Raw genomic sequence first — 21,222 nt, 5'->3', positions numbered from 1 at the left:
ATACACGGCGGGGCCCCGCGACGGACCCGCCCGATGTGCCTACAGCGCGCCCATCGCCGCCGCGAACGCATTCAGATCGCCGTCGTCGAAGCCCCGCACCGTCTCGTGGAACGACCACTCCCCGTCGGAGTCCCGGGTGAACTCCGCGATCGTCGTCGCGGAGGCGCCGGAGACCACCGCGAAGTCGTGCTGCGACAGGTCGGTGTAGCCCTCTCTTATGCGCACCGCCGTGTTCGAGACGTCAGCGAACACCTTGGCGCGACCGGTCGCCCGCTCGTCCTGCTGGATGGCCACACCCACGACCACGCGCGCGTACCTGGGCGCGAGCCGCTCCAGCTCGAGCGTCATGACCTCGTCGAAACCGAAACCCTGCCCGGTCCTGCTGTCCCGGTTGAGCGTGATGGTCCCGTCGGGCGAACGGCTGTCGAAATGGACGACGTACGCGGGGCTGCCGTGCGGGTCGTCGCCCGTGTACGTAGCGGCGATCAGGTCCAGGTCATCGGGAGGCGAGCCCAACGGGCTCGGGTCCCACTTCAGACCGACCTCGATCTTCTCGATCCCCTTGCGGAGGCTGCTCACCGAACTCCCCCTCCTCGGTGCGGCGTTGAGTACTACGGACACGCTACGTGGTCCCACTGACAACAACACGACCATCTCCTCTGAGGCGTCTCGACCGTGGGTTCGGGACCACCGCGGCAGGCGGCCGGTGCGCCGTACGATGGCGCGGTGCTGGTCAAGTGGATTCGTTGCACGGTGGTGGATCGTCGGGGTTTCGAGCGGGGGCAGCGGAAGTGGGCGGGGCTTCTGGGAGAGCCCGGATTCCGGGGACAGGGGGAGGCTGGAGCAGGCAACGGCCCGATGTGGCCCACGTCTTCGGCTTCTGGGAGAGCCGTGCCTTCTACGACTCCTTCATGGCGCGCTCCCACGACCGGCTCGCGGCCGCGCAGTCGGGGACGTACAAGGACATCCAGGTGAAGCTCTTCGACCACCGCTTCGATGTGAAGACCGGGTTCGAGCCGCGGTTCACGGACGCGGACGTCGTGCGGGTGGCGCACTGCACGGTGCACGCCGAGCGGGCCGAGCACTATACGTTGATGCAGCAGAAGGTGTGGAACCCGGCGATGGCCGGCTCGCCCGGTATGGTCCGGGGGCTGTTCGGCGACGCACCAGGAGACGAGTTCCTGGTCCTCTCCATGTGGCGCTCGGCGGCCGAGCACGGCAAGTACCAGGTCGACCGGGTGGAGCGGCTCTCGCAGCGCGCCCAGACGGACGTCGACATCGCGGCCATCACCGGGGACATCGTGGAACTGGAATCGACCTGGACGGTCTGAGCGTCCGACTACGCGCGCGTGCTACGCGCGCGTGCCCGTCGGGCCACCGCTCTGATCCACATGATCCCCGCCGCACACCCCGCACGGGTGCTCGAAGCCGCCCGGCGATCTAGGGTCGTGTGCATGGCACGACCGCGGCGCATCGTTCTTGTCCGGCACGGCGAATCCGAAGGCAACGCCGACGACACCATCTACGAGCGCGAGCCCGATCACGCCCTGACGCTCACCGACAAAGGATGGCGCCAGGCCGAGACCACCGGCGAGGACCTCCGGCGGCTTTTCGGACGCGAGCGGGTGAGCGTGTACGTCTCGCCGTACCGGCGCACCCATGAGACCTTCCGCGCCTTCCGGCTCGACCCCGATCTCGTACGCATCCGGGAAGAGCCCCGGCTCAGGGAGCAGGACTGGGGAAACTGGCAGGACCGCGAGGACGTACGGCTGCAGAAGGCGTATCGCGATGCCTATGGGCACTTCTTCTACCGGTTCGCCCAGGGCGAGTCGGGGGCGGACGTGTATGACCGGGTGGGCGCGTTCCTGGAGAGCCTCCACCGCAGCTTCGAGGACCCGGACCATCCGCCGAACGTCCTGCTCGTGACGCACGGGCTAACCATGCGGCTGTTCTGCATGCGCTGGTTCCACTGGTCTGTCGCGGATTTCGAGTCGCTGTCGAACCCCGGGAACGCGGAGATGCGGTTGCTCGTTCTCGGGGAGAACGGCAAATACACCCTGGACCGTCCGTTCGACCGCTGGCGCGAACCGGAATCGTACGGAGTCACCGGATAGAGTGGCAGAGCGATGACCGCTGACTCCTCACCCGACGGGCGCTTGAACCGCGCCCTGTCCAGCCTGCGCGGACTCTCCGTGGGAGACGCGCTGGGATCACAATTCTTCGTTCCCGTGAACTATCCGCTGCTGCAGACCCGCACGCTGCCGGACGGTATCTGGCAGTGGACCGACGACACTGAGATGGCCGCCTCGGTGGTGTCCGTCCTGGCCGCTCACGAGCGCGTCGACCAGGACGAGCTGGCGCGATCGTTCGCGGAGCGACAGGACGTCGACCGCGGGTACGGCCCTGCCGTGAACCGGCTGCTGCAGCAGATCCGGGAGGGCGACGACTGGCGCACCCTGGCCTCCGCGCTGTTCAACGGGCGGGGGTCGTGGGGGAACGGCGCGGCGATGCGGATCGCCCCGCTCGGCGCCTATTACGCCGACGATCCCGAGCAGGCCACGCATCAGGCCGAGATCTCCGCCTACCCGACGCATCAGCACCGCGAGGCCGTCGTGGGTTCGATGGCAGTGGCGGCCGCGGCCGCCCTGGTGGCGGATGCCGCGGGGCCTCCGAAGCCACAGGACCTGCTGGACGGCGTGATCTCTCTCGTGCCGCGCAGCGCGGTGGGCGCCGGCCTGCGCCGCGCCAAGGACATGCTCGACTACGGGGACGCGTCCACGGTGGCGGCCGTTCTCGGCTGTGGCCGGAGGACGACCGCGCACGACACCGTGCCGTTCGCCATCTGGTCGGCGGCGCGGGGCCTCGGCGACTTCGAGGGGGCCTTCTGGAGCACGGCCCAGGTCGGCGGCGACATGGACACGACCTGCGCGATCGTGGGCGGCATCGTCGCTTCCGGCGCGGACGGGGCGCCCTCGGCCGAGTGGCTCGGCCGGACCGAGCCACTGCCGGCCTGGGCGCCGACCGCGTAGGGCGTAGAACAGGTTCGGGGGAGTGCCCCCTCAGACCGAGGCCCCGGGCTTCCCGCTCAGCGCCTCCAGATCGCTCTTGCGTACCTGGATGACGAAAAGGGCAATGAGCGCCGCGATCACGGCCAGTGAGGCGGCCGCTATGAAGGCGTTGCCTATGCCGTGGGCGAGCACCGAGTCGTTCCACGGAGCGGGCAGCCGGTGGGTCTTGGCGAACGTGGCTTTCTGCTCCGGTGAGCCTTCGGCGAGGAACTTCGGGATCTGATTCTTGGCCTCGCTCGCACTGGCGCTGCTGAAGATCGTGGTGAGGATCGACAGGCCGAGGGCGCCGCCGACCTGCTGTGTGGTGTTGAGCATGCCGGACGCCGCTCCGGACTCGCTGTCGGCTATGCCGGAGACCGCGGTCAGGGTCAGCGTGACGAAGTTCAGGCCCATGCCGAAGCCGAACAGGAGCATCGGGCCGAGAATGCCGCCGACGTAGGAGCTGCTGGGGTCGATGAGGGTCAGCCAGCCCATGCCGGTGGCGGTCAGCAGGCAGCCCACGGTCATGAAGGGCTTGGGGCCGAGCCGAGGCAGCAGGTTCGTGGCTATCCCCGCGCCGAGCACGATGGCGGCGGTCACCGGGAGGAAGGCGAGGCCGGCCTTGACCGGGCTGTAGTGCAGCACGTTCTGCACGAAGAGCACGATGAAGAAGAACATGCCGAACATCGCTGCGGCGAGGCTCAGCATCATCGCGTAGGTGCCGGACCGGTTGCGGTCCTTGAACAGCTTCAGAGGCGTGATCGGCTGGCTGGTACGCCTTTCGATGGCGATGAAGGCGATCAGCAGGACCGCGGCGGCGCCGAAGGACGCGGCGGCGAGGCCGTCGCTCCAGCCCTCGGAGGCGGCGCGGATGAATCCGTACACGAGGGCGGCCATGCCGAGGGTGGAAGTGAGGGCTCCTGGCAGATCGAACCGGCCTGGGTGACGCTGCGACTCCTTGATGTAGCGCGGGGCGAGGAGGGCGATCAGTACGCCTATGGGTACGTTGACGAAGAGCACCCAGCGCCAGTCCAGCCAGTCGGTGAGCATGCCTCCCGCGAGCAGCCCGACCGCGCCGCCACCGGCGGAGACGGAGGCGAAGACCCCGAACGCCCGGTTCCGCTCGGGTCCTTCGGGGAACGTGGTGGCGATGAGGGCCAGTGAGGTGGGAGACGCGATCGCCCCGCCGACGCCCTGAAGCGCGCGGGCCGCGAGCAACTGCCAGGGTTCCTGGGCGAATCCGCCTAACAGCGATGCGAGGCTGAACAGGGCGATGCCGGTGATGAACATGCGGCGGCGCCCGAGAAGGTCGCCGGCCCGGCCGCCCAGGAGCAGCAGTCCGCCGAAGGTGAGCGCGTAGGCGTTGATCACCCAGGTCAGGTTGTTGGTGGAGAAGCCCAGTGCCGTCTGCATGTGGGGCAGGGCGATGTTCACGATGGTGGCGTCGAGCACGACCATCAGTTGGCACGCGGCGATCACTGTCAGCGCGATGCCGGGTCGGGGTGGGCGCGCGGTGGCGCGGGGTTTGCTGGGCGGAGCCGGATGTGCCTGGATCTGATCCTGTGTCACGAGCGATCCCCCATGGGCAAGGTTAGAGAACGGTCACGTTCCCTGTTCGGGATCGTAGCGGCCCGGACATAGTGAACACAAGCGTTCTTTACGGGAGTTGAGAATGTGCTGGAAGAACCTTGCGGTCGACCCATCGAAAGGAAGGAGGAAGCTTGAGATGCTCGGTGGTGGCTCCCCATCAGTGCACGTGAGCGTGTGCTGAGCCCGCTGCCGCGCGTTCGAACCGCTCTCGGACGGCTCAACGGAGAGATGATGATGGTTAGTTCACGTCGGACGGTCGCCCCCGCTCAGGCGGCCTCCGCGCTTCGCAGGCGTGGCCCCGTGCTCGAACGGGCCATTCTGGAAGCGGCGTTGGATCAGCTCAGTACGGTCGGCTGGAACGGCCTGACGATGGAAGGCGTTGCCGCGGGCGCACAGACCGGCAAGGCCGCGGTGTATCGGCGCTGGCCCTCCAAGGAGGACCTCGTCGTCGACGCGCTCCAGGCGGGCCTGCCCGCGCTGGACTCGGCGCCGGAGTGCGGAAGCGTGCGGGAGGACCTGCTGGAGCTGTGTCGACGGCTGCGGGCGGCCATGTACTCACGGCCCGGCTACGCGCTGCGCTCAGTGCTTCACGAATGCGACACCCTCACCGCCGAGCGCTTCCACAGCGTGATCACCGAAGGCGTCATCGAGCCCAGCGTCGAGCTGGTCAAGGAAGTCGTACGCCGCGGTGTCGAGCGGGGTGAGGTGCGCCCGGACGTCGACGAGGCGAGCGTCTGCGACGTGATTCCGGCGCTGATGATGTACCGCTCGAAAGTGTGCGGAAGCGAATGGGAAGAGGGGGATCTGGTGCAGATGATCGACCACGTGATGGTCCCGCTGCTGCGTCGACAGGCGCATTGAGGCGAGCCGGGTGTCGCGACGGTACCCGGGCGGCGTACGCTGTCTGCCGCCATGCCGTACGAAGCACCCACCCACACCGTCGAGCGCTCACTGCGCGCCACTACCGGTGCCAAGATCATTGCCGGTGTCGACGAGGTCGGTCGCGGTGCCTGGGCCGGTCCCGTCACCGTCTGCGCCGCCGTCACCGGGCTGCGCCGTCCGCCGGAGGGCCTCACCGACTCCAAGCTGATCAGCCCCAAGCGCCGCGAGGCTCTCGCGGTCGAGCTGGAGAGCTGGGTGTCCGCGCATGCCCTCGGGCACGCCTCGCACGAGGAGATCGATGACCTGGGGATGACGGCAGCCCTGCGGCTCGCCGCCGTGCGCGCCCTCGAGGGCCTGCCGGTGCGGCCGGACGCGGTCATCCTCGACGGGAAGCACGACTACCTGGGTGCCCCCTGGCAGGTTCGTACGGTGATCAAGGGGGACCGTTCCTGCATCGCCGTCGCCGCGGCGTCGGTGATCGCAAAGGTCCGCCGCGACAAAATGATGGCCGAACTGGGCATCGACCATGCAGACTTCGGGTTTGCGGCCAACGCCGGATACCCGTCGCCGGTGCATCGCGCCGCGTTGGAAGAGCGGGGGCCCACCCCGTTCCACCGGCTTTCGTGGGCGTATCTTGATGCGCTGCCCCAGTGGCGGCACCTCAAGAAGGCCCGCAGTTGGGCGGACGTCGGTGTTCCGGAGATCGAGGGCCAGCTCGGCTTCGACTTCTGACCACCACGCTCGCACTGACGTGCCACCCGTTGACGCGAGCCGCACCTGCGTTTGATAGATATCAGCTCATGCCTCTCAGTCCCGAGGAGCCTCAGATTCACGAGAGTGCCCAGGGTCCCCGCGCCACGCCCAACAGCGGCCGTACCGCGCCGACCCCCCGCCCCGTACCCGGCCCGCGTCCCGCGGCGCCACCGCGACCCGGACGTCCGGGTCCCTCCAGGCCCACGCCGCCCGCGCAGCGAACCTCGCGCGAGTCGACGGGTGCCCACAAGCCGGGGCCGAACGCCCCTGCCGCCACACCGACTTCGGCCTCCCAGCCGCAGATCCAGCTCATCCCGGCCCCGGCCGACGGCGCGCTGGACGCTGCGGAGGAGGCCCTCGACATGCTGCTCGACTCGGGCCGCGCGCCGGGCGACGTCCTGGTGGTCACCACCGGTGACCCGCACCCGTGGGCGGCGCACGAGCTGTCCTTCGGCGAGGACTCCTACTGGGCGCAGCACGACGCCCGTGACGATGTCTTCTACGCGGACGCCTCCGTCCTGGGCCGCGCCGCGTCCCGCCCGGTGGTCGTCGTCGCCGTGAACGGCGGAGCCGACGAGGTGGCCACCAACGCGCTGCCGATCGCGCTCGGCCGGGCGGGTGCGCTGCTCATCGTGTGCGGCGACCCGGAGCGCATCAACTCGTTGCTGGGCGCCGGAGTCTGACGTGCCGCTTGCCGGCTGCCCGCACCGCGAAGCGGTGTCCGGGGAGTCCGGCAGGCGGGCGCGCGACGGCCGCCGTGCCGTTCAGCGCGCCGCGGCGCGGCGGAGCACTTCTGTCGCGGCGCCGCCGGTGCGCGGCGCCGATGGCTCCCCGGTACCCAGGGCCTCGGCCACGGACCCCACGCTCGGGCGCCGACCGGCTCTGCCCTCTCCGAGTACCTGCCAGCCGTCCCGCGTCATCGTGATGTACGCGCCGCAGCGCAGGCCGTGCAGCGTGCACGCGTCACGCAGCCCCCACATCCAGGCCCCGTCCTCCTCCGTCCAACGGGTGTCACCCTCGCGGCAGTACAGCATCACCGCGGTGTGCACCGGCGTGCGGCGGCGCAGGTCGTGCGGGATCACCCGGCGCAGCTGGGACAGCAGGGCGTTGCGGAACGTCCAGCCGTCGGTGGCGCTCTCGCGGCGCACGAACGAGGCACTCGCCCGCAGCCGCTCGTCCGGGTCGAGCACGGCTACGACGACGGTCTGGGGGACCGGTCGGTGGCGGGAATGCAGCCCGCTGACGACCTCGCGCGGGTTGCGCAGCAGCGGGATGCCCGCTGCCGCCCACTCCGCGGGTTCGAGCAGCCTTGTCGGTCGGTTGACGGAATCGGCGGACCTCTCGGTGCGCCTCAAGGACGCGGACATCGATGCCGCCGAGGACGGAGCGAATCCGAAGGTCACGGTCCTCCCTTCGGCTACACGCCCACACTGAGGGCGGGGTCGGACTGGGGAGCGCACCGCGACACAGCTCTACCGCCCACCGGATCACGGGGAGCCGCGCGGGGAGCAGCCCCAATTCTTCCCGTCGCAGTGGCAGACGGCAACGAGCAATTGGGACCGCGTTCCTGTATCTGGCGATGCGTCGCCAATATCCCTGCCCAAAGGTTGGGTCGCTACGCGTTCCTCACCCCTGTACCGCCAGGACCAGTGGCAACACCGCCTCGGCGCCCGCCCGTCGCAACAGCCGGGCGGCCATCGCGAGCGTCCAGCCGGTCTCGGTGTAGTCGTCGACGAGTAGAACCGGGCCACCCGCGCGCGCGAGCGCCTCGGACAGCTCGGCCGGGAGCGTCAATGTGCCGTCGAGGGCCCGCAGCCGCTGTGCGCTGTTGCTGCGCGGGATGTGTGCGGTGTCGCTGCCCGGCGCGTACGACACGCTGCCCAGCAGCGGCATGCGGCCGACCTGCGCGATGCCTGCGCCCAAGGACTGGATGAGCTGCGGGCGGGTGTGGGACGCCATCGTCACCACGCCTACGGGGCGCGGCGAGGCATCAGCGGAACCGGACGCCCAGCCGCCCGGGCCCTTGGCCCAGTCGGCGAGCACGTCGACGACGGCTCCCGCCACGTCGTCCGGAACCGGTCCGTCCGGGGCCTGCGGCGCGAACATGGGGCGCAGTCGGTTCCCCCAGCCGATGTCCGACAGGCGGCCGAGCGCCCGACCGGATCCGGCCTGCTCACCCGCGGGGATGCGGCCCTTGAGGTCGATGCCGACGGCAGCGAGGCCGGTGGGCCACATCTTCCTGGGCTCCACCTCGACGCCGGGGCGCCCGAGTTCACCCCGCGCCGAGTTCAGTGCTTCGGGCGATACGGCGTCGGAGAACCGCGGTGTCGCGCAGTTGTCGCAGCGGCCGCACGGGGCCGCCTCTTCGTCGTCGAGCTGGCTGCGCAGGAACTCCATGCGGCAGCCGTCCGTCGTCGCGTAGTCCCGCATCGCCTGCTGTTCGGCCTCGCGCTGCTTGGCCACCCACGCATAGCGCTCGGTGTCGTAGGCCCACGGCTGACCCGTGGCGATCCAGCCGCCTTTCACCCGGTGCACCGCGCGGTCCACGTCGAGGACCTTGAGCATGGTCTCCAGGCGTGAGCGGCGCAGTTCCACCAAGGGTTCGAGTGCGGGCAGGGAGAGTGGCCTGTCGGACTGCGCGAGCACGTCCAGCGTGCGCCGCACCTGCTCCTCCGGGGGGAAGGCGAGCGACGCGAAGTAGCGCCAGATCGCCTCGTCCTCCTTGCCCGGGAGCAGCAGCACCTCCGCGTGGTCGACTCCGCGCCCGGCGCGTCCCACCTGCTGGTAGTAGGCGATCGGCGAGGACGGGGAGCCCAGGTGGACGACGAACCCGAGGTCCGGCTTGTCGAAGCCCATACCGAGCGCCGACGTGGCGACCAGCGCCTTCACGCGGTTCGCCAGGAGGTCCTCCTCGGCCTGCTGCCGATCGGCGTTCTCCGTCTTGCCCGTGTAGGAGGACACGGTGTGGCCGCACTGTCGCAGATAGGCCGTGACCTCCTCGGCCGCGGCGACGGTGAGGGTGTAGATGATCCCGGAGCCCGGAAGCTCGTCCAGGTGGTCGGCGAGCCAGGCCAAGCGGTGTGCGGCGTCCGGCAGCTGCAGGACCCCGAGGCTGAGGCTCTCGCGGTCGAGCGGGCCGCGCAGCACCAGGGCGTCCGAGCCGGATCCGGTGCCGAGCTGTTCGGCCACGTCCGCCGTCACGCGCGCGTTGGCCGTCGCCGTCGTCGCCAGGACGGGGACGCCCTGCGGAAGCTCGGCCAGCATCGTGCGCAGACGGCGGTAGTCGGGTCGGAAGTCGTGCCCCCAGTCCGAGATGCAGTGGGCCTCGTCGACGACGAGCAGGCCTGTGGCGGCGGCGAGTTGGGGCAGCACGTTGTCCCGGAAGTCGGGGTTGTTGAGCCGCTCCGGACTGACCAGGAGGACATCGACTTCGCCGGCCGCCACGTCGGCCCGCACGGCGTCCCACTCCTCGGTGTTCGACGAGTTGATGGTGCGGGCGCGGATCCCCGCACGCGCAGCCGCTTCCACCTGGTTGCGCATGAGCGCGAGCAGCGGGGAGACGATCACGGTCGGTCCGCCGCCGCGGCGGCGGATCAGCGCGGTCGCGACGAAGTACACCGCGGACTTGCCCCAGCCGGTGCGCTGCACGACGAGGGCCCGCCGATGGTCGGCGACCAGGGCCTCGATGGCGCGCCACTGGTCCTCGCGCAGTCTGGCCGTGCCGCTCGGATCGCCGACGAGACGGGCGAGAACGGTATCGGCGGCTGTCCGCAGCTCTTCGTTGCTCATGCCCCCATGCAACCCGATCGCACTGACATCACGCGAACGAGCCCTCCCGCTGTGGACAACTCGTGTCGTGTCCCTGACCGGGGTTATCCACAGGCCAAACCGGAGTGCTGTGTTCCGGTGCATGGTCGGCGCATGACGAATCACAGCAAGCCGGCCGGGCTGACCGGCGAAGCAAAGATCACCCTCCGCACGGCAGGTGAACTCGCGGAGGCACTCCCGTACTTGCTCGGGTTCCGGCCCGACGACAGCATCGTCCTCGTCGCCCTGCACAAGGGGCGTTTCGGCGGTCGTGTGCGCCTCGGCATTCCCGAGCGCACCGAGGACTGGCAGGCCGTGGCGCGACAGATGGCGCAGTGCCTGATCGGCGAGTGCGAGCGCAGGGACGGCCACCCCGACAGCGTCGTCGCGTTCCTCTGCCAGGACGCGGCGACTCCGGGCCCCGACGCGGGGCGGCGGATCATGCAGCGACTCCGGCCGCTGGCCCAGCTGCTGCGCACCGAGTGCGGCAGCCTCGACGTACCGGTCACGGAAGCGCTGTGCCTCTCGGAAGGCAGGTACTGGTCCTACTGCTGCGCACGCGCCGAGTGCTGCCCGGTGGACGGCAACGTGATCGCGACCGACGGCACCTCGGTGATGGCGGCCACTGCAGCCTTCGCGGGCATTCAGGTACGAGGTTCCCTGGGGAGGATGAGGGCGCGCCTGGCCCCCTTGGAGACAGCGCTCGCGACGGATCAGACGCGCGCCCTCGACGCGGCGGCGATGGACCTCGTGCCGAGGATCCTCGCCGGGACTCCCCGCGAGGAGGTGGAGGCGGCGACGCTGGATCTGGCCCGCCTGGTCATGCGACGCCTCGCGGACGAACCCGGAGCGGCCGACGCGCTCGCGGCCGACCTCAAGGACGACGAGCTGCTGGCGCACGATGAGGCCGCGTCGCTGATTCTCGGCCTCCAGGACCGGATGACCAGAGACCGGGCGGCGGAGTGGATGGAGGGAGAGGAGGCCGTTCATGCCCTGCGCCTGTGGCGGGCTCTGGCGCGCCGGTGCGTCGGTTCCTATGGGGAGTACGCCGCCGCGCCGCTGGCGCTCGTGGGATGGGTGGCCTGGTCGATCGGCGACACCGTTGAAGCGGACCAGGCACTGGAGATGGCCCTCGGCGCCGACCCGAGCTATATGTTCGCCCGCTTGCTCAACGAAGCGCGGGCCGACGGACTCGACCCCGAGCCCGTGCGGCGCTCCCTGCGGGCGAGGCGGATGGACCCGGACTCGGACCAGGACCAGGGTTCGGACCCGGTCCAGGGCTCGGAGCCGGACTCGGACACGCCGGCCGGGGTGGCCGCTGGCGAAGCCACCAATGGCGGCGGAGTCGACGGACCTCGCCCGTCGGCGGTGGCCGTCCCCGGAGGCGCCGCCGACCCAGGTGTGTCCCGTGCCGCCCGTGGCCTGGAAGCCGCCCTGCGCCGGCGGGGCGAGCGGCGTCCCGGAGCCGGGACGCGCCCTGCGCGGGCGGGCACGCGTGCACCCCGGCGGCCGACGGAGCTCCGCCGTCCCAGGCGGCGGAGCAGGGGCGACGGATGAGGACTGGACGCCCCGGCCCGCTATCTCGCTTCGCGGCTCTGTGGCGTTACTTGGAGTGGGCGCGCCCCGTTCATCTGAGAGAGCGGTGGCGGCGGTCGGGTCGCGCCGCCGAGGTGCAGAGCAGGTCGGCGGCGTGCCGTACCCGCAAGGGGAGGGGAGCGAAGATGACGACCAACGTTTCGCCGCAGTACGCACCTACGGTGCCTGACACTGATGCGTCCCGTGCATCCCTGGCGGCCCGTGAGGCACCGGGTGCGCCGGCTCTGCACGGCCCCGGCCCCGGTGCCGTGCCGCCCGAGCCTGTGCAAGGACGGCCACGTACGCCGCCGGGCCACCCCGGTCTCCAGGCTCTTTCGGTGGGACCGGCTCGTGCGCTGCGGCGGAGCACGGAACTCGCGCCGGTTCACCAGGCGTTGATCTGTGTCGACCTGCCCGGCCTCGCGATCTCCTCGAGCCAGGGCCAGTTGACGGGGCAAGGGCTCGAAGGCTTCTTCCACCGGGGCAGACGCCTCCTGTCGCGCTGCCAGATTCGAGTGGCGGGGCGAGAACCCCTCGCTGTGCAGGCGCGCATGATCTCCGCGGACCGGACCTGCTTCACGGCGACCCTGCGGGTGGCCTCGGACGCCGGGCCCGACCCGGATGTCGTCGTCGAGCGGATCCGGCACGCGGAGGGCACGGAGGACATCACGCTGCACAGCTCCGCGCGGCGGACGCTGCGGCTGCCGCTCGAAGTGGCACTGGGCACCGACCTCGCCGACCTCGGCGCCGTGGCGGCCGGGAGCGGTGGGCGTGAACTGCCCGCGATGGTCCATGACTGCGGACTGCGCTGGTCGTCGCCGACGGGCAGCGGGCCGACGGTTCTGGTCACGGTGACGCCCCCGCCGATGGACGCCCTGGCATCGGCGGGCCTGCTGCGCTGGGAGTTCGAGCTCCCGCCGGGCGGCAGACAAACGGTGCGGCTGCGGGTACGGGCAACCGGTGATGGCGGTGCCGGCAGAGCGGCGGGGCACAGCGCGATCCGACCGTTCGCCCCGGCCACGGCACAGGGGGACGATCCGCGCGTGGGCCCGCTGCTGCGCGTCGGCACCGCCGACCTGCAGGCGCTCCTGGTGCGTGATCCCACGCATCCGTCCGATGCCTGCGTGGCCGCGGGCGTTCCATGGCGCTGCGGTCCTGCCCCCGCCGAGGCGCTGGCGGCAGCTCGAATGGCCTTGCCACTGGGGACCGGGCTCGCCCTCGGCACCCTACGAGCGCTTGCCCGTACGCAGCTGCGCGAGCCCGGAGCGGCGTTCGGGAAACTGCCGGGTCCGCTGCGGCAGACGGGCGGGCAACTGCCGCCGAGTTGCACAGGCATCGAGGCCACTCTCCAGTTTCCGGTTCTGCTGGCCGAGGCCCGACGCTGGGGGCTGGGCGAGTGCGAGGTGGCGGAGTTGTTGCCGACCGCCGAGCGCTGTCTGCGGTGGCTGCGGACCACCGCCCGCGAAGGCCCCTACATCCCGGACCCCGGCCCGGGCGGCCCTCAGCGGTGCGAGACCCAGGCGTATGCCCACCGGGCCGCCATGCTCGGCGCCGACCTGTTGGACGCCCATGACAGACCCGGCGGAGCGGAACTGCGCCAGTGGGCCGAGGAACTGCGGCGGCGTTTCCAGGAGGACTTCTGGATCGAGGATCGCGGCGGCGGTCGACCGGCAGCGGCCCTCACGGCGGACGGGCGCAGGTCGGCGTGCCTGGGCAGCGGCGCCGCCCACCTTCTGGACACGGGACTGCTCGGCGCGGGCGCATGGGCGCCAGGTCTGCTGGACAAGGTGCGGACCGAGCACCTCGCGAGGCTGTTCGGTGGGCCGGGGCTCGACTCCGGGTGGGGGCTCAGAAGCCTGGGCGTGAAGGAGGCGTCGTACAACCCTTTCGGGCACCGCTCGGGAGCGGTGCGGGTGCACGAGACCGCCGTCGCCGTCGCGGGTCTGTCGGCCGCCGGGTACGAGAAGGAGGCCGCGTCGCTGATCAGAGGCGTCCTCGACGCGGCCGACGCCTTCGAGTACAGGCTGCCCGAGATGTACGCGGGGTTGCAGCGGGTCGAGGGAGGCGTTCCGCTGCCACACCCCGCGGCGTGCAGACCCGCTGCCGTCGCGTCCGCGGCCGGAGTGCACCTCCTGACCGCCCTCGCGGGCATTCGCCCCGACGTACCGGCCCGAACGGTGACACTGTCTCCGATGCGAAGCGCCCCGCTGGGCGAGATCGGCCTGACCGGGCTGCGGGTCGCCGGGCAGCCGTTCTCCGTGCGCGTCAGCAGGCTCGGACTCGCCATGGTGGAGGAGGCCGCGGACGAACTGCAGTTGGGGGTGTGAAGGGCGCGGACCCTGCCGGACCGGACCACTGCGCACCGCCCGACGAAGGGCGGAGCAGGGGCGCGAAGGGAGTGTTTATCGTCAGGCAGACGACTATGATCGTTCCATGTCGCCCTACGACCCGTCGGCCTTTCCGCCCTTCGCAGTCACCGTCGATCTGGTCGTGCTGACCGTCCGGCGTCACGCGCTGTGCGCGCTGGCGGTACGCCGTGGTGAACCGCCGTTTCAAGGGCGTTGGGCCTTGCCGGGCGGGTTCGTACGGGACGACGAGGACCTGACGGCGGCGGCCGCGCGCGAGCTGATCGAGGAGACGGGGCTGTGCGCCCACGACCCGATGGCACCGGCGCAGGACAACGGCGCGCACCTGGAGCAGTTGGCCACATACGGCGACCCGAAGAGGGACCCCCGGATGCGCGTGGTCAGCGTCGCCCACCTCGCGCTCGCCCCGGACCTGCCCGCGCCGCGCCCCGGCGGCGACGCGCACAGCGCACGCTGGGCCCCGGTGGAGGCGCTGCTGAAACACGGCGGCTACGGACGGGAGGACGAGCAGGCCGCACCGTTGGCCTTCGACCACGCCCAGATCCTGGCGGACGGTGTGGAGCGAGCGCGCTCCAAGATCGAGTACTCCTCGCTCGCGACGGCGTTCTGTCCGTCCGAGTTCACCGTCGGCGAGCTGCGCCGCGTCTATGAAGCCGTGTGGGGTGTCGCCCTGGACCCGCGGAACTTCCACCGCAAGGTGACGGGCACCCCGGGTTTTCTGGTGCCGACCGGCGGCACCACCACCCGGCAGGGCGGCCGGCCGGCCCAGCTCTTCCGTGCCGGTGGGGCCACGCTCCTCAATCCGCCGATGCTACGGCCGGAAGCCTGATCGATTCGCCGCTGAGGGAGTCGCCGCACGCGCGGTGTGGGCTGCGCCCGGTGGGCCACGGTGACACCGGGGAGGCCCGGAATCGTGGGCACTCACGTAGGCGCGATGCCCGAAAAGTACTGAATATCGCGTTATCTTGCTGAAGTACCCGAGGGGTCCGCCCGTCGCCCTGCCGGCGGGCGGGTCCCGGCCGCCGAGCGGTCGCCCATCCTGCGAGAGAAGCGATGATCCAGGCCACCGGACTGACGAGTAACGCACGCAAGGGGAGCCCGCCCGCGGTCGACGATGTGTCCTTCGACGCGCGCGCCGGCCGCGTCACCGCCCTGCTCGGCACACGGGGGTCGGGCAAGACGACAGCTGTACGCCTGATGCTCGAACTCCAACAAGGCCGTGGCGTCACCTACTTCAGAGGTCGTCCGCTGCACCGCATCGCTCATCCCGCGCGGGAAGTCGGCGTGCTGCTCGGTGACGTGCCGGGACACCCGGGCCGAACCGTCCGGGGGCACCTGCGCATGCTCTGCTCCGCGGCCGGCGTACCTGTGCGACGCGCGGAGGAAGTGCTTGAGGTGGTGGGCCTCGTGAGCCTTCGAGAGGAGCGCCTGGGCACCCTGTCGCGCGGCATGGACCGACGGCTCGGCCTGGCCTGCGCACTGCTCGCCGATCCGCACACGCTGGTGCTCGACGACCCCGCGGCCGGCCTGTCCGCCCGGGAGGGCAGATGGCTGCACGGCATCCTGAAGGCGTATGCCGCGCTCGGTGGCACGGTCCTTTTCACCACCGACGACGCCAAGGAGGCGGCCCGGGCCGCCGACAGAGTCGTCACGCTCGACGCGGGCAAGGTGGTGGCGGACCAGGAGGTCGCCGACTTCGCCCGGACCCGGCTGCGGCCCCGGGTCGTGGTCCGCAGCCCGCATGCCGCGCGGTTCGGCGTCCTCCTGGCGAAGGAGGCGCGCACAGCCAAGCGCTCGGTCGAAGTGGTCACGGAGGACGGCAGCCGGCTGTCGGTGTACGGCAGCACCTGCGCGGACGTGGGAGACATCGCGTTCCGCCACGGCATCCTCGTGCACCAACTCGCCGACGAGATCGGCGACGCAGGTCCTTCCGCGGCGGCACCGCCCGTCACCGAGGGCCGGCTGGGCAGCGCCGGTGACGGTGGCAGTGGCGCTGCCGACGCGGGCACCGACGCTCGATCCGGTATGCGGGCCGACGCTCGATCCGGCACCGGGCTCGACGCCCGGTCCAGCCTCGGTGCCGACGGCCGGACGCACACCCCCGAAGCGCACGCCCCTGATGCGCACACCCCCGAAGCGGACACTCCCCTCAACGCCCTCACCCCGACCAGCACGTTCGTGCCACTCGCCGATGCGGCGTCGCCCCCAGCGGCACAGCGTCGAGCCGCCTCGAACGGCCGTACGCCTGAAGCCGGTTCCACACGCGAGACGTCCGACACGCTGCCTGCGTTGCCGCCACCGATCACCGTGCGCACCGCCCGAGGCCCGCTGCGCCCGGTGCGTTACGAACTGCGTCGCGCGACCGGCATCGCCACCGGTCATGTCACCGTCGCGCTCGTTCTCGCCGTCTCCGCGCTCCTTTCCGTGCTGCTCGCACGTGCCGGGCACATGCCGCAGCCACGTCTGATCGCCGCCTGGCCGCAGGTACTTCCCCTGCCGCCGGCCGCCCTGGGCGCGGGACTGCTCGGCGCCTTCGCCTTCGGCGAGGAATTCCGCTACCCCGCACTCGCCGCCGACCGCGGAACCGTCCCCCGCCGCCTGGGACTTCTCGCCGCGAAGCTGCTCGTCGGCGCCGCGGTCGCCGTCCTCCTGGGGGTTCTCACCGTCGCCTGCGATACCGCGTTGCTGTACCTCGTATACGGATCGGAGCTCACACAAGTTCCCGCCGAGTGGCTGTCGCTGAGCGCGAGTTGGCTCGCTCTGGTCGTCGGGTGCGCCTGGGCGGGCGTTCTCGCGTCGGGTCTGTTCCGGTCCACGGCGGCCGGACTGGCCGCCGTGGTGGCCGTGCCGATCATCATCGTGCCGCTCGTACAGAAAGCCTTGGAGGGACCATCTGTGCGAACGGCGGCGGGACTTCCGGTGCGCTTGCGTGATCTTGCCCTGGTGGACTGGCCGTTCGGGATCGAGCGTTTCGTCGCTGCCGGAATGCGGATGATCACTCAACCCGTGGGTGGTGCACTGATGTTGTCGCTGAGTGCTCTGCTCTGCGCATATCTGTTCACAGCGCTGCGTACTCGGGTGCGGTGACGACCGGCCGACGCCTTCCGACGCCTCACTGAGCGCAACTCCCCGCGGAACGCCCACTTCTTTCCGATAAGGCGTCAAGTGCAGCGAGGAGGGAGATCACCCTTTCGTGTGCTTTTCACCAAAGACCTCAAGGGAGTTGGGGGTGACGCCGACAACAGATTCCGTGAGTACCCTTGCGCACACCATGATGACCGCCGCCCGCTCCGCCGACTCAGGCCTCGCAGGACCGGGCGAACTCGACCGCTACCCCTATGTGGAGTCGACCGCCGAGCGCGTCGGCAGCCCTGCATGGGAGAGCCCGGACCCTGATCTCGGCCGGGTGGGCCGACGCGCCGGGGGCAGCCGGGGACGCGGTCTGCACGGCCAACTCGTCCAGCAGCTCGGCCAGATGATCGTCTCCGGCGACCTGGGCGCCGACCGCCCGCTGGTTCCGGAGGAGATCGGCCAGCGTTTCGAGGTGTCCCGCACCGTCGTTCGCGAGTCCCTGCGCGTACTGGAGGCCAAGGGCCTGGTCAGTGCGCGGCCGAACGTCGGCACGCGCGTGCGGCCGGTCAGCGACTGGAACCTGCTGGACCCGGACATCATCGAATGGCGCGCCTTCGGGCCGCAGCGCGACGACCAGCGGCGCGAGCTGAGTGAGCTGCGATGGACGATCGAGCCGCTCGCCGCACGGCTCGCCGCGGGGCACGGCAGGGAGGACGTGCAGCAGCGCCTTGCCGACATGGTGGAGATCATGCGGCACGCGCTGGGTCAGGGAGACTCGATCACGTTCTCGCGCGCCGACGCGGAGTTCCACTCGCTGCTCATCCAGCTCGCGGGCAACAGGATGCTCGAGCACCTCTCCGGCATCGTGTCCGCGGCGCTGCACGTCTCCGGCGGCCCGGTCATCGGCTGCGACCGTCCGAACGAGACGGTCGTCGCGCACCACGCGCGCATCGTCGACGCCCTCGCCGCGGGCGACGGTGCGGCCTCCGAGGCCGCCATGCGGCAGCTGCTCACCGTCCACCCCGAGGTGGAGCGCGTGGTGCCGGCTCCCCGCGAGCACTGATCGCGCCAGGGGCGCGACAGGCGAGGGAGGGTGAACCATGGGTCGCCGGACGGTGCCGCATGTGCGACGTGGACACGGAGCATGTGCAGGAGGGCGCCATCCGGCGACCCGAGGCGTAGGCGGAAGGGCCCGTTCTCCTATAGGGGATCCGTTCTTCGAGGTCGTTGCACGCCCGGAGAGGTCACGCCCGGCGACGTCGTTACACGCCGGACGAGATCGGCCGCATGACCCGGTCTGTCCGTATCAGTCAGTCTTTGACCGATAGCGCGGTGTGACTCGGGCCACGCAGATTGGGCGTAACGCTCCTCGGGGTAGCGCGATGACCTAAGAGGTGACAGCCGAGGAGGGAATACAGCAGCCGCTTGTGGCGCTGTCCATCTCCCAGGCTCCTGCCCGCGCCGTCGGCCCATCCCCAAGCCGGCGGTCGTCGGCTCCGGTCCACACAGGACGGGGCCGGAAGCCGTTTTCCAACGTTCCGAGAGGTTGTTCGTGTCGGCCAGCACATCCCGTACGCTCCCGCCGGAGATCGCCGAATCCGTCTCTGTCATGGCGCTCATTGAGCGGGGAAAGGCTGATGGCCAGATCGCCGGCGACGACGTGCGCCGTGCGTTCGAAGCCGACCAGATTCCGGCCACTCAGTGGAAGAACGTTCTGCGCAGCCTCAACCAGATCCTCGAGGAAGAGGGTGTGACGCTGATGGTCAGTGCCGCTGAGCCCAAGCGTCCCCGAAAGAGCAGCGTCGCAGCCAAGAGCCCGGTCAAGCGCACCGCGACCAAGACCGTCGCGGCCAAGACGGTCACCGCGAAGAAGGTCGCCGCCACCACGGCTCCCGAGCCGCCGGCCGTAGAGGCCGTCGACGAGGAGGCCGAGCCGGCCAAGAAGGCCGTGGCGAAGAAGGCGCCGGCCAAGAAGGCCGCCGCGAAGAAGACGGTCGCCAAGAAGACCGCCGCGAAGAAGACCGCCGCCAAGAAGGACGACGACCTTCTTGAGGACGAGGCGACCGAGGAGACCCCGGCCGCTCCGGCGGCGAAGGCCGGCGAGGAAGAGCCGACCGAGGGCCAGGGCTTCGTCCTGTCCGACGACGACGAGGACGATGCGCCGGCCCAGCAGGTCGCCGCCGCCGGTGCCACCGCCGACCCGGTCAAGGACTACCTGAAGCAGATCGGCAAGGTCCCGCTGCTCAACGCGGAGCAGGAGGTCGAGCTCGCCAAGCGCATCGAGGCCGGCCTGTTCGCGGAGGACAAGCTGGCCAACGCCGACAAGCTCGCTCCCAAGCTCAAGCGCGAGCTGGAGATCATCGCCGAGGACGGCCGCCGCGCCAAGAACCACCTCCTGGAGGCCAACCTCCGTCTGGTGGTCTCGCTGGCCAAGCGCTACACCGGCCGCGGCATGCTCTTCCTGGACCTCATCCAGGAGGGCAACCTCGGTCTGATCCGCGCGGTCGAGAAGTTCGACTACACCAAGGGCTACAAGTTCTCGACGTACGCCACCTGGTGGATCCGTCAGGCGATCACCCGTGCCATGGCCGACCAGGCCCGCACCATCCGTATCCCGGTGCACATGGTCGAGGTCATCAACAAGCTCGCGCGCGTGCAGCGCCAGATGCTCCAGGACCTGGGCCGCGAGCCCACCCCGGAGGAGCTGGCCAAGGAACTCGACATGACCCCCGAGAAGGTCATCGAGGTCCAGAAGTACGGTCGTGAGCCCATCTCCCTGCACACGCCTCTGGGCGAGGACGGCGACAGCGAGTTCGGTGACCTCATCGAGGACTCCGAGGCCGTCGTCCCGGCCGACGCCGTCAGCTTTACGCTCCTCCAGGAGCAGCTGCACTCCGTGCTCGACACCCTGTCCGAGCGCGAGGCGGGCGTCGTCTCCATGCGCTTCGGTCTCACCGACGGTCAGCCGAAGACCCTCGACGAGATCGGCAAGGTCTACGGCGTGACGCGCGAGCGCATCCGCCAGATCGAGTCCAAGACGATGTCGAAGCTGCGCCACCCGTCGCGCTCGCAGGTCCTGCGGGACTACCTCGACTAGTCACAGGCGCTGTACGGCCCTCAGAAGGCCCGGCACTTCCCCGTTCGCGGGCGAGTGCCGGGCCTTCGCCGTAGGCGATCCTGGGTGGATCCTCGCGGTGCGCGGCGTGTCGCGCTGCCTGACTCTGGGTGTGCCGTTGCAACCCTGAGTGAGGAGACCGTATGCGTCGCTGTTTCGCGAGAGTGCTGACCGCTCCACTGGCCGTGCTGGCCGCGGCGTCGGTGCTGCCGATGGCTTCCCCCCAGCCCGCGGCCGCCGACGAGGGAATCGTCGGAGGCCATCGGGTCGACGCCGCCAAGAGCCCCTGGGTGGTGGCGCTCGCGAGTCGTGACCGATTCGGCGGTACCCGCGCGGGTCAGTTCTGCGGGGGAGTGGTCGTCGGGCGGTCGACGGTCCTCACCGCGGCGCACTGCCTGAGCGAGGACGTGCTCGGAGCGCCGCGCGATCAGGTGCGGGACCTCAAGGCGATCGTGGGCCGCGGCGACCTCGAGGCGTCAAACGGCGCCGAGGTGTCCGTGCGCAGCGAATGGGTCAACCCGGCGTACGACGGCCGGACCAACGCCGGTGATGTGGCGGTCCTCACACTGAACACACGGCTGCCCGAGGGATACGTGCTCCCGATGGCGGACGAGGGGGACCCGGCGTACCGGGCCGGCACCGGCGCGTCCGTCTACGGGTGGGGTGACACGACGGGAGCGGGCGACTACGCGCGTACGTTGCACGCCGCGCGGGTGCGGGTGCTCGCCGACGCCGAGTGCAAGCGGGCGTATCCGCCGGGCGGCACGGACGGGACGTACAAGCCCTCGTCGATGCTCTGCGCGGGCGAGTCCGCCGGCGGCAAGGACGCATGCCAGGGGGACAGCGGTGGCCCGCTGGTCGCCGGGGGCAAGCTGATCGGTCTCGTGTCGTGGGGGAGCGGGTGTGGGCGCGCGGGCAGCCCGGGCGTCTATGCGCGCGCCTCGGAGGCCCTGCGGGCTCTGCGGGAGCACGCCTGACGCGTCGTTCGAATACGAGGACGGGCGGCTGCTCCTGG

At 70.6% G+C, this 21,222-nt stretch carries 16 protein-coding genes and 1 pseudogene; 13 read left to right on the top strand and 4 right to left on the bottom strand.

Annotated features, from left to right (window positions below):
- Window positions 1-39 precede the first annotated feature (39 nt).
- Entirely contained in the window at window positions 40-579 is a 540-nt protein-coding gene (locus tag ACP4E5_RS14345) for a TerD family protein (RefSeq protein ID WP_425828653.1), read from the bottom strand.
- Between the two features lie 147 nt (window positions 580-726).
- On the opposite strand from ACP4E5_RS14345, the pseudogene ACP4E5_RS14340 reads away from it, so the two are divergent.
- The 3 genes and pseudogenes from ACP4E5_RS14340 to ACP4E5_RS14330 all read left to right on the top strand — a co-directional run bounded on the left by ACP4E5_RS14340 (window position 727) and on the right by ACP4E5_RS14330 (window position 3,029).
- A pseudogene (locus ACP4E5_RS14340) lies at window positions 727-1,331 on the top strand (YdbC family protein).
- 123 nt (window positions 1,332-1,454) lie between these two features.
- Window positions 1,455-2,114, top strand: a complete 660-nt coding sequence (locus ACP4E5_RS14335) for a histidine phosphatase family protein (protein ID WP_425828651.1) — start codon at window positions 1,455-1,457, stop codon at window positions 2,112-2,114.
- Between the two features lie 12 nt (window positions 2,115-2,126).
- Entirely contained in the window at window positions 2,127-3,029 is a 903-nt protein-coding gene (locus tag ACP4E5_RS14330; protein ID WP_425828649.1) for an ADP-ribosylglycohydrolase family protein, read from the top strand.
- A gap of 30 nt (window positions 3,030-3,059) precedes the next feature.
- Here the strand turns inward: ACP4E5_RS14330 and ACP4E5_RS14325 are convergent, their stop codons facing one another.
- Window positions 3,060-4,616, bottom strand: a complete 1,557-nt coding sequence (locus tag ACP4E5_RS14325; RefSeq protein ID WP_425828647.1) for an MFS transporter — start codon at window positions 4,614-4,616, stop codon at window positions 3,060-3,062.
- A gap of 255 nt (window positions 4,617-4,871) precedes the next feature.
- Here ACP4E5_RS14325 and ACP4E5_RS14320 point away from each other — a divergent pair, with 255 nt between their 5' ends.
- The 3 genes from ACP4E5_RS14320 (at window position 4,872) to ACP4E5_RS14310 (ending at window position 6,955) form a co-directional block, all read left to right on the top strand.
- The gene (locus tag ACP4E5_RS14320) at window positions 4,872-5,498 is read left to right on the top strand and encodes a TetR/AcrR family transcriptional regulator (RefSeq protein WP_425841324.1); all 627 of its coding nucleotides are present in this window, start codon (window positions 4,872-4,874) and stop codon (window positions 5,496-5,498) included.
- Between the two features lie 51 nt (window positions 5,499-5,549).
- The gene (locus tag ACP4E5_RS14315; RefSeq protein ID WP_425828645.1) at window positions 5,550-6,251 is read left to right on the top strand and encodes a ribonuclease HII; all 702 of its coding nucleotides are present in this window, start codon (window positions 5,550-5,552) and stop codon (window positions 6,249-6,251) included.
- Between the two features lie 68 nt (window positions 6,252-6,319).
- The gene (locus tag ACP4E5_RS14310) at window positions 6,320-6,955 is read left to right on the top strand and encodes a hypothetical protein (protein WP_425828643.1); all 636 of its coding nucleotides are present in this window, start codon (window positions 6,320-6,322) and stop codon (window positions 6,953-6,955) included.
- Window positions 6,956-7,036: 81 nt separating this feature from the next.
- Here ACP4E5_RS14310 and ACP4E5_RS14305 read toward each other — a convergent pair whose 3' ends face one another.
- Together ACP4E5_RS14305 and ACP4E5_RS14300 are read right to left on the bottom strand one after the other, a co-directional pair.
- Complete coding sequence (locus tag ACP4E5_RS14305) at window positions 7,037-7,675, bottom strand: hypothetical protein (RefSeq protein WP_425828641.1); 639 nt, start codon at window positions 7,673-7,675, stop codon at window positions 7,037-7,039.
- Between the two features lie 223 nt (window positions 7,676-7,898).
- Window positions 7,899-10,061 carry a RecQ family ATP-dependent DNA helicase gene (locus ACP4E5_RS14300; protein WP_425828639.1) on the bottom strand — a complete coding sequence of 721 codons (2,163 nt, stop codon included), beginning with the start codon at window positions 10,059-10,061 and terminating at the stop codon, window positions 7,899-7,901.
- A 132-nt stretch (window positions 10,062-10,193) separates the two neighbouring features.
- Here ACP4E5_RS14300 and ACP4E5_RS14295 point away from each other — a divergent pair, with 132 nt between their 5' ends.
- From ACP4E5_RS14295 to ACP4E5_RS14265, 7 genes are all read left to right on the top strand, one after another.
- The gene (locus ACP4E5_RS14295; RefSeq protein WP_425828637.1) at window positions 10,194-11,636 is read left to right on the top strand and encodes a DUF4192 domain-containing protein; all 1,443 of its coding nucleotides are present in this window, start codon (window positions 10,194-10,196) and stop codon (window positions 11,634-11,636) included.
- A gap of 164 nt (window positions 11,637-11,800) precedes the next feature.
- Entirely contained in the window at window positions 11,801-13,981 is a 2,181-nt protein-coding gene (locus ACP4E5_RS14290) for a glycogen debranching N-terminal domain-containing protein (protein WP_425828635.1), read from the top strand.
- A gap of 106 nt (window positions 13,982-14,087) precedes the next feature.
- Window positions 14,088-14,849, top strand: coding sequence for an NUDIX hydrolase (locus ACP4E5_RS14285; protein WP_425828633.1), 762 nt, complete (start codon window positions 14,088-14,090; stop codon window positions 14,847-14,849).
- Window positions 14,850-15,073: 224 nt separating this feature from the next.
- Window positions 15,074-17,107 carry an ABC transporter ATP-binding protein gene (locus ACP4E5_RS14280; RefSeq protein ID WP_425828631.1) on the top strand — a complete coding sequence of 678 codons (2,034 nt, stop codon included), beginning with the start codon at window positions 15,074-15,076 and terminating at the stop codon, window positions 17,105-17,107.
- A 163-nt stretch (window positions 17,108-17,270) separates the two neighbouring features.
- Complete coding sequence (locus ACP4E5_RS14275) at window positions 17,271-18,155, top strand: FadR/GntR family transcriptional regulator (RefSeq protein WP_425828629.1); 885 nt, start codon at window positions 17,271-17,273, stop codon at window positions 18,153-18,155.
- 489 nt (window positions 18,156-18,644) lie between these two features.
- Window positions 18,645-20,189, top strand: a complete 1,545-nt coding sequence (locus tag ACP4E5_RS14270; RefSeq protein ID WP_425828627.1) for an RNA polymerase sigma factor — start codon at window positions 18,645-18,647, stop codon at window positions 20,187-20,189.
- Window positions 20,190-20,350: 161 nt separating this feature from the next.
- Entirely contained in the window at window positions 20,351-21,184 is an 834-nt protein-coding gene (locus tag ACP4E5_RS14265; protein WP_425828625.1) for a S1 family peptidase, read from the top strand.
- The last annotated feature ends 38 nt before the right edge of the window (window positions 21,185-21,222 follow it).

This window comes from Streptomyces fractus (assembly GCF_049844455.1).
GTDB lineage: Bacteria > Actinomycetota > Actinomycetes > Streptomycetales > Streptomycetaceae > Streptomyces > Streptomyces fractus.
Note: the sequence above shows the minus strand (reverse complement) of the source record. Positions and strands in the feature narration are given on the sequence as shown.

What these genes read in the sequence shown, in the direction of transcription:
- ACP4E5_RS14290 (WP_425828635.1), top strand. Translation starts at nt 11,801, where the DNA reads ATGACGACCAACGTTTCGCCGCAGTACGCACCTACGGTGCCTGACACT.
- ACP4E5_RS14330 (WP_425828649.1), top strand. Translation starts at nt 2,127, where the DNA reads ATGACCGCTGACTCCTCACCCGACGGGCGCTTGAACCGCGCCCTGTCC.
- ACP4E5_RS14295 (WP_425828637.1), top strand. Translation starts at nt 10,194, where the DNA reads ATGACGAATCACAGCAAGCCGGCCGGGCTGACCGGCGAAGCAAAGATC.
- ACP4E5_RS14320 (WP_425841324.1), top strand. Translation starts at nt 4,872, where the DNA reads ATGGTTAGTTCACGTCGGACGGTCGCCCCCGCTCAGGCGGCCTCCGCG.
- ACP4E5_RS14285 (WP_425828633.1), top strand. Translation starts at nt 14,088, where the DNA reads ATGTCGCCCTACGACCCGTCGGCCTTTCCGCCCTTCGCAGTCACCGTC.
- ACP4E5_RS14315 (WP_425828645.1), top strand. Translation starts at nt 5,550, where the DNA reads ATGCCGTACGAAGCACCCACCCACACCGTCGAGCGCTCACTGCGCGCC.
- ACP4E5_RS14265 (WP_425828625.1), top strand. Translation starts at nt 20,351, where the DNA reads ATGCGTCGCTGTTTCGCGAGAGTGCTGACCGCTCCACTGGCCGTGCTG.
- ACP4E5_RS14335 (WP_425828651.1), top strand. Translation starts at nt 1,455, where the DNA reads ATGGCACGACCGCGGCGCATCGTTCTTGTCCGGCACGGCGAATCCGAA.
- ACP4E5_RS14280 (WP_425828631.1), top strand. Translation starts at nt 15,074, where the DNA reads ATGATCCAGGCCACCGGACTGACGAGTAACGCACGCAAGGGGAGCCCG.
- ACP4E5_RS14310 (WP_425828643.1), top strand. Translation starts at nt 6,320, where the DNA reads ATGCCTCTCAGTCCCGAGGAGCCTCAGATTCACGAGAGTGCCCAGGGT.
- ACP4E5_RS14300 (WP_425828639.1), bottom strand. Translation starts at nt 10,061, where the DNA reads ATGAGCAACGAAGAGCTGCGGACAGCCGCCGATACCGTTCTCGCCCGT.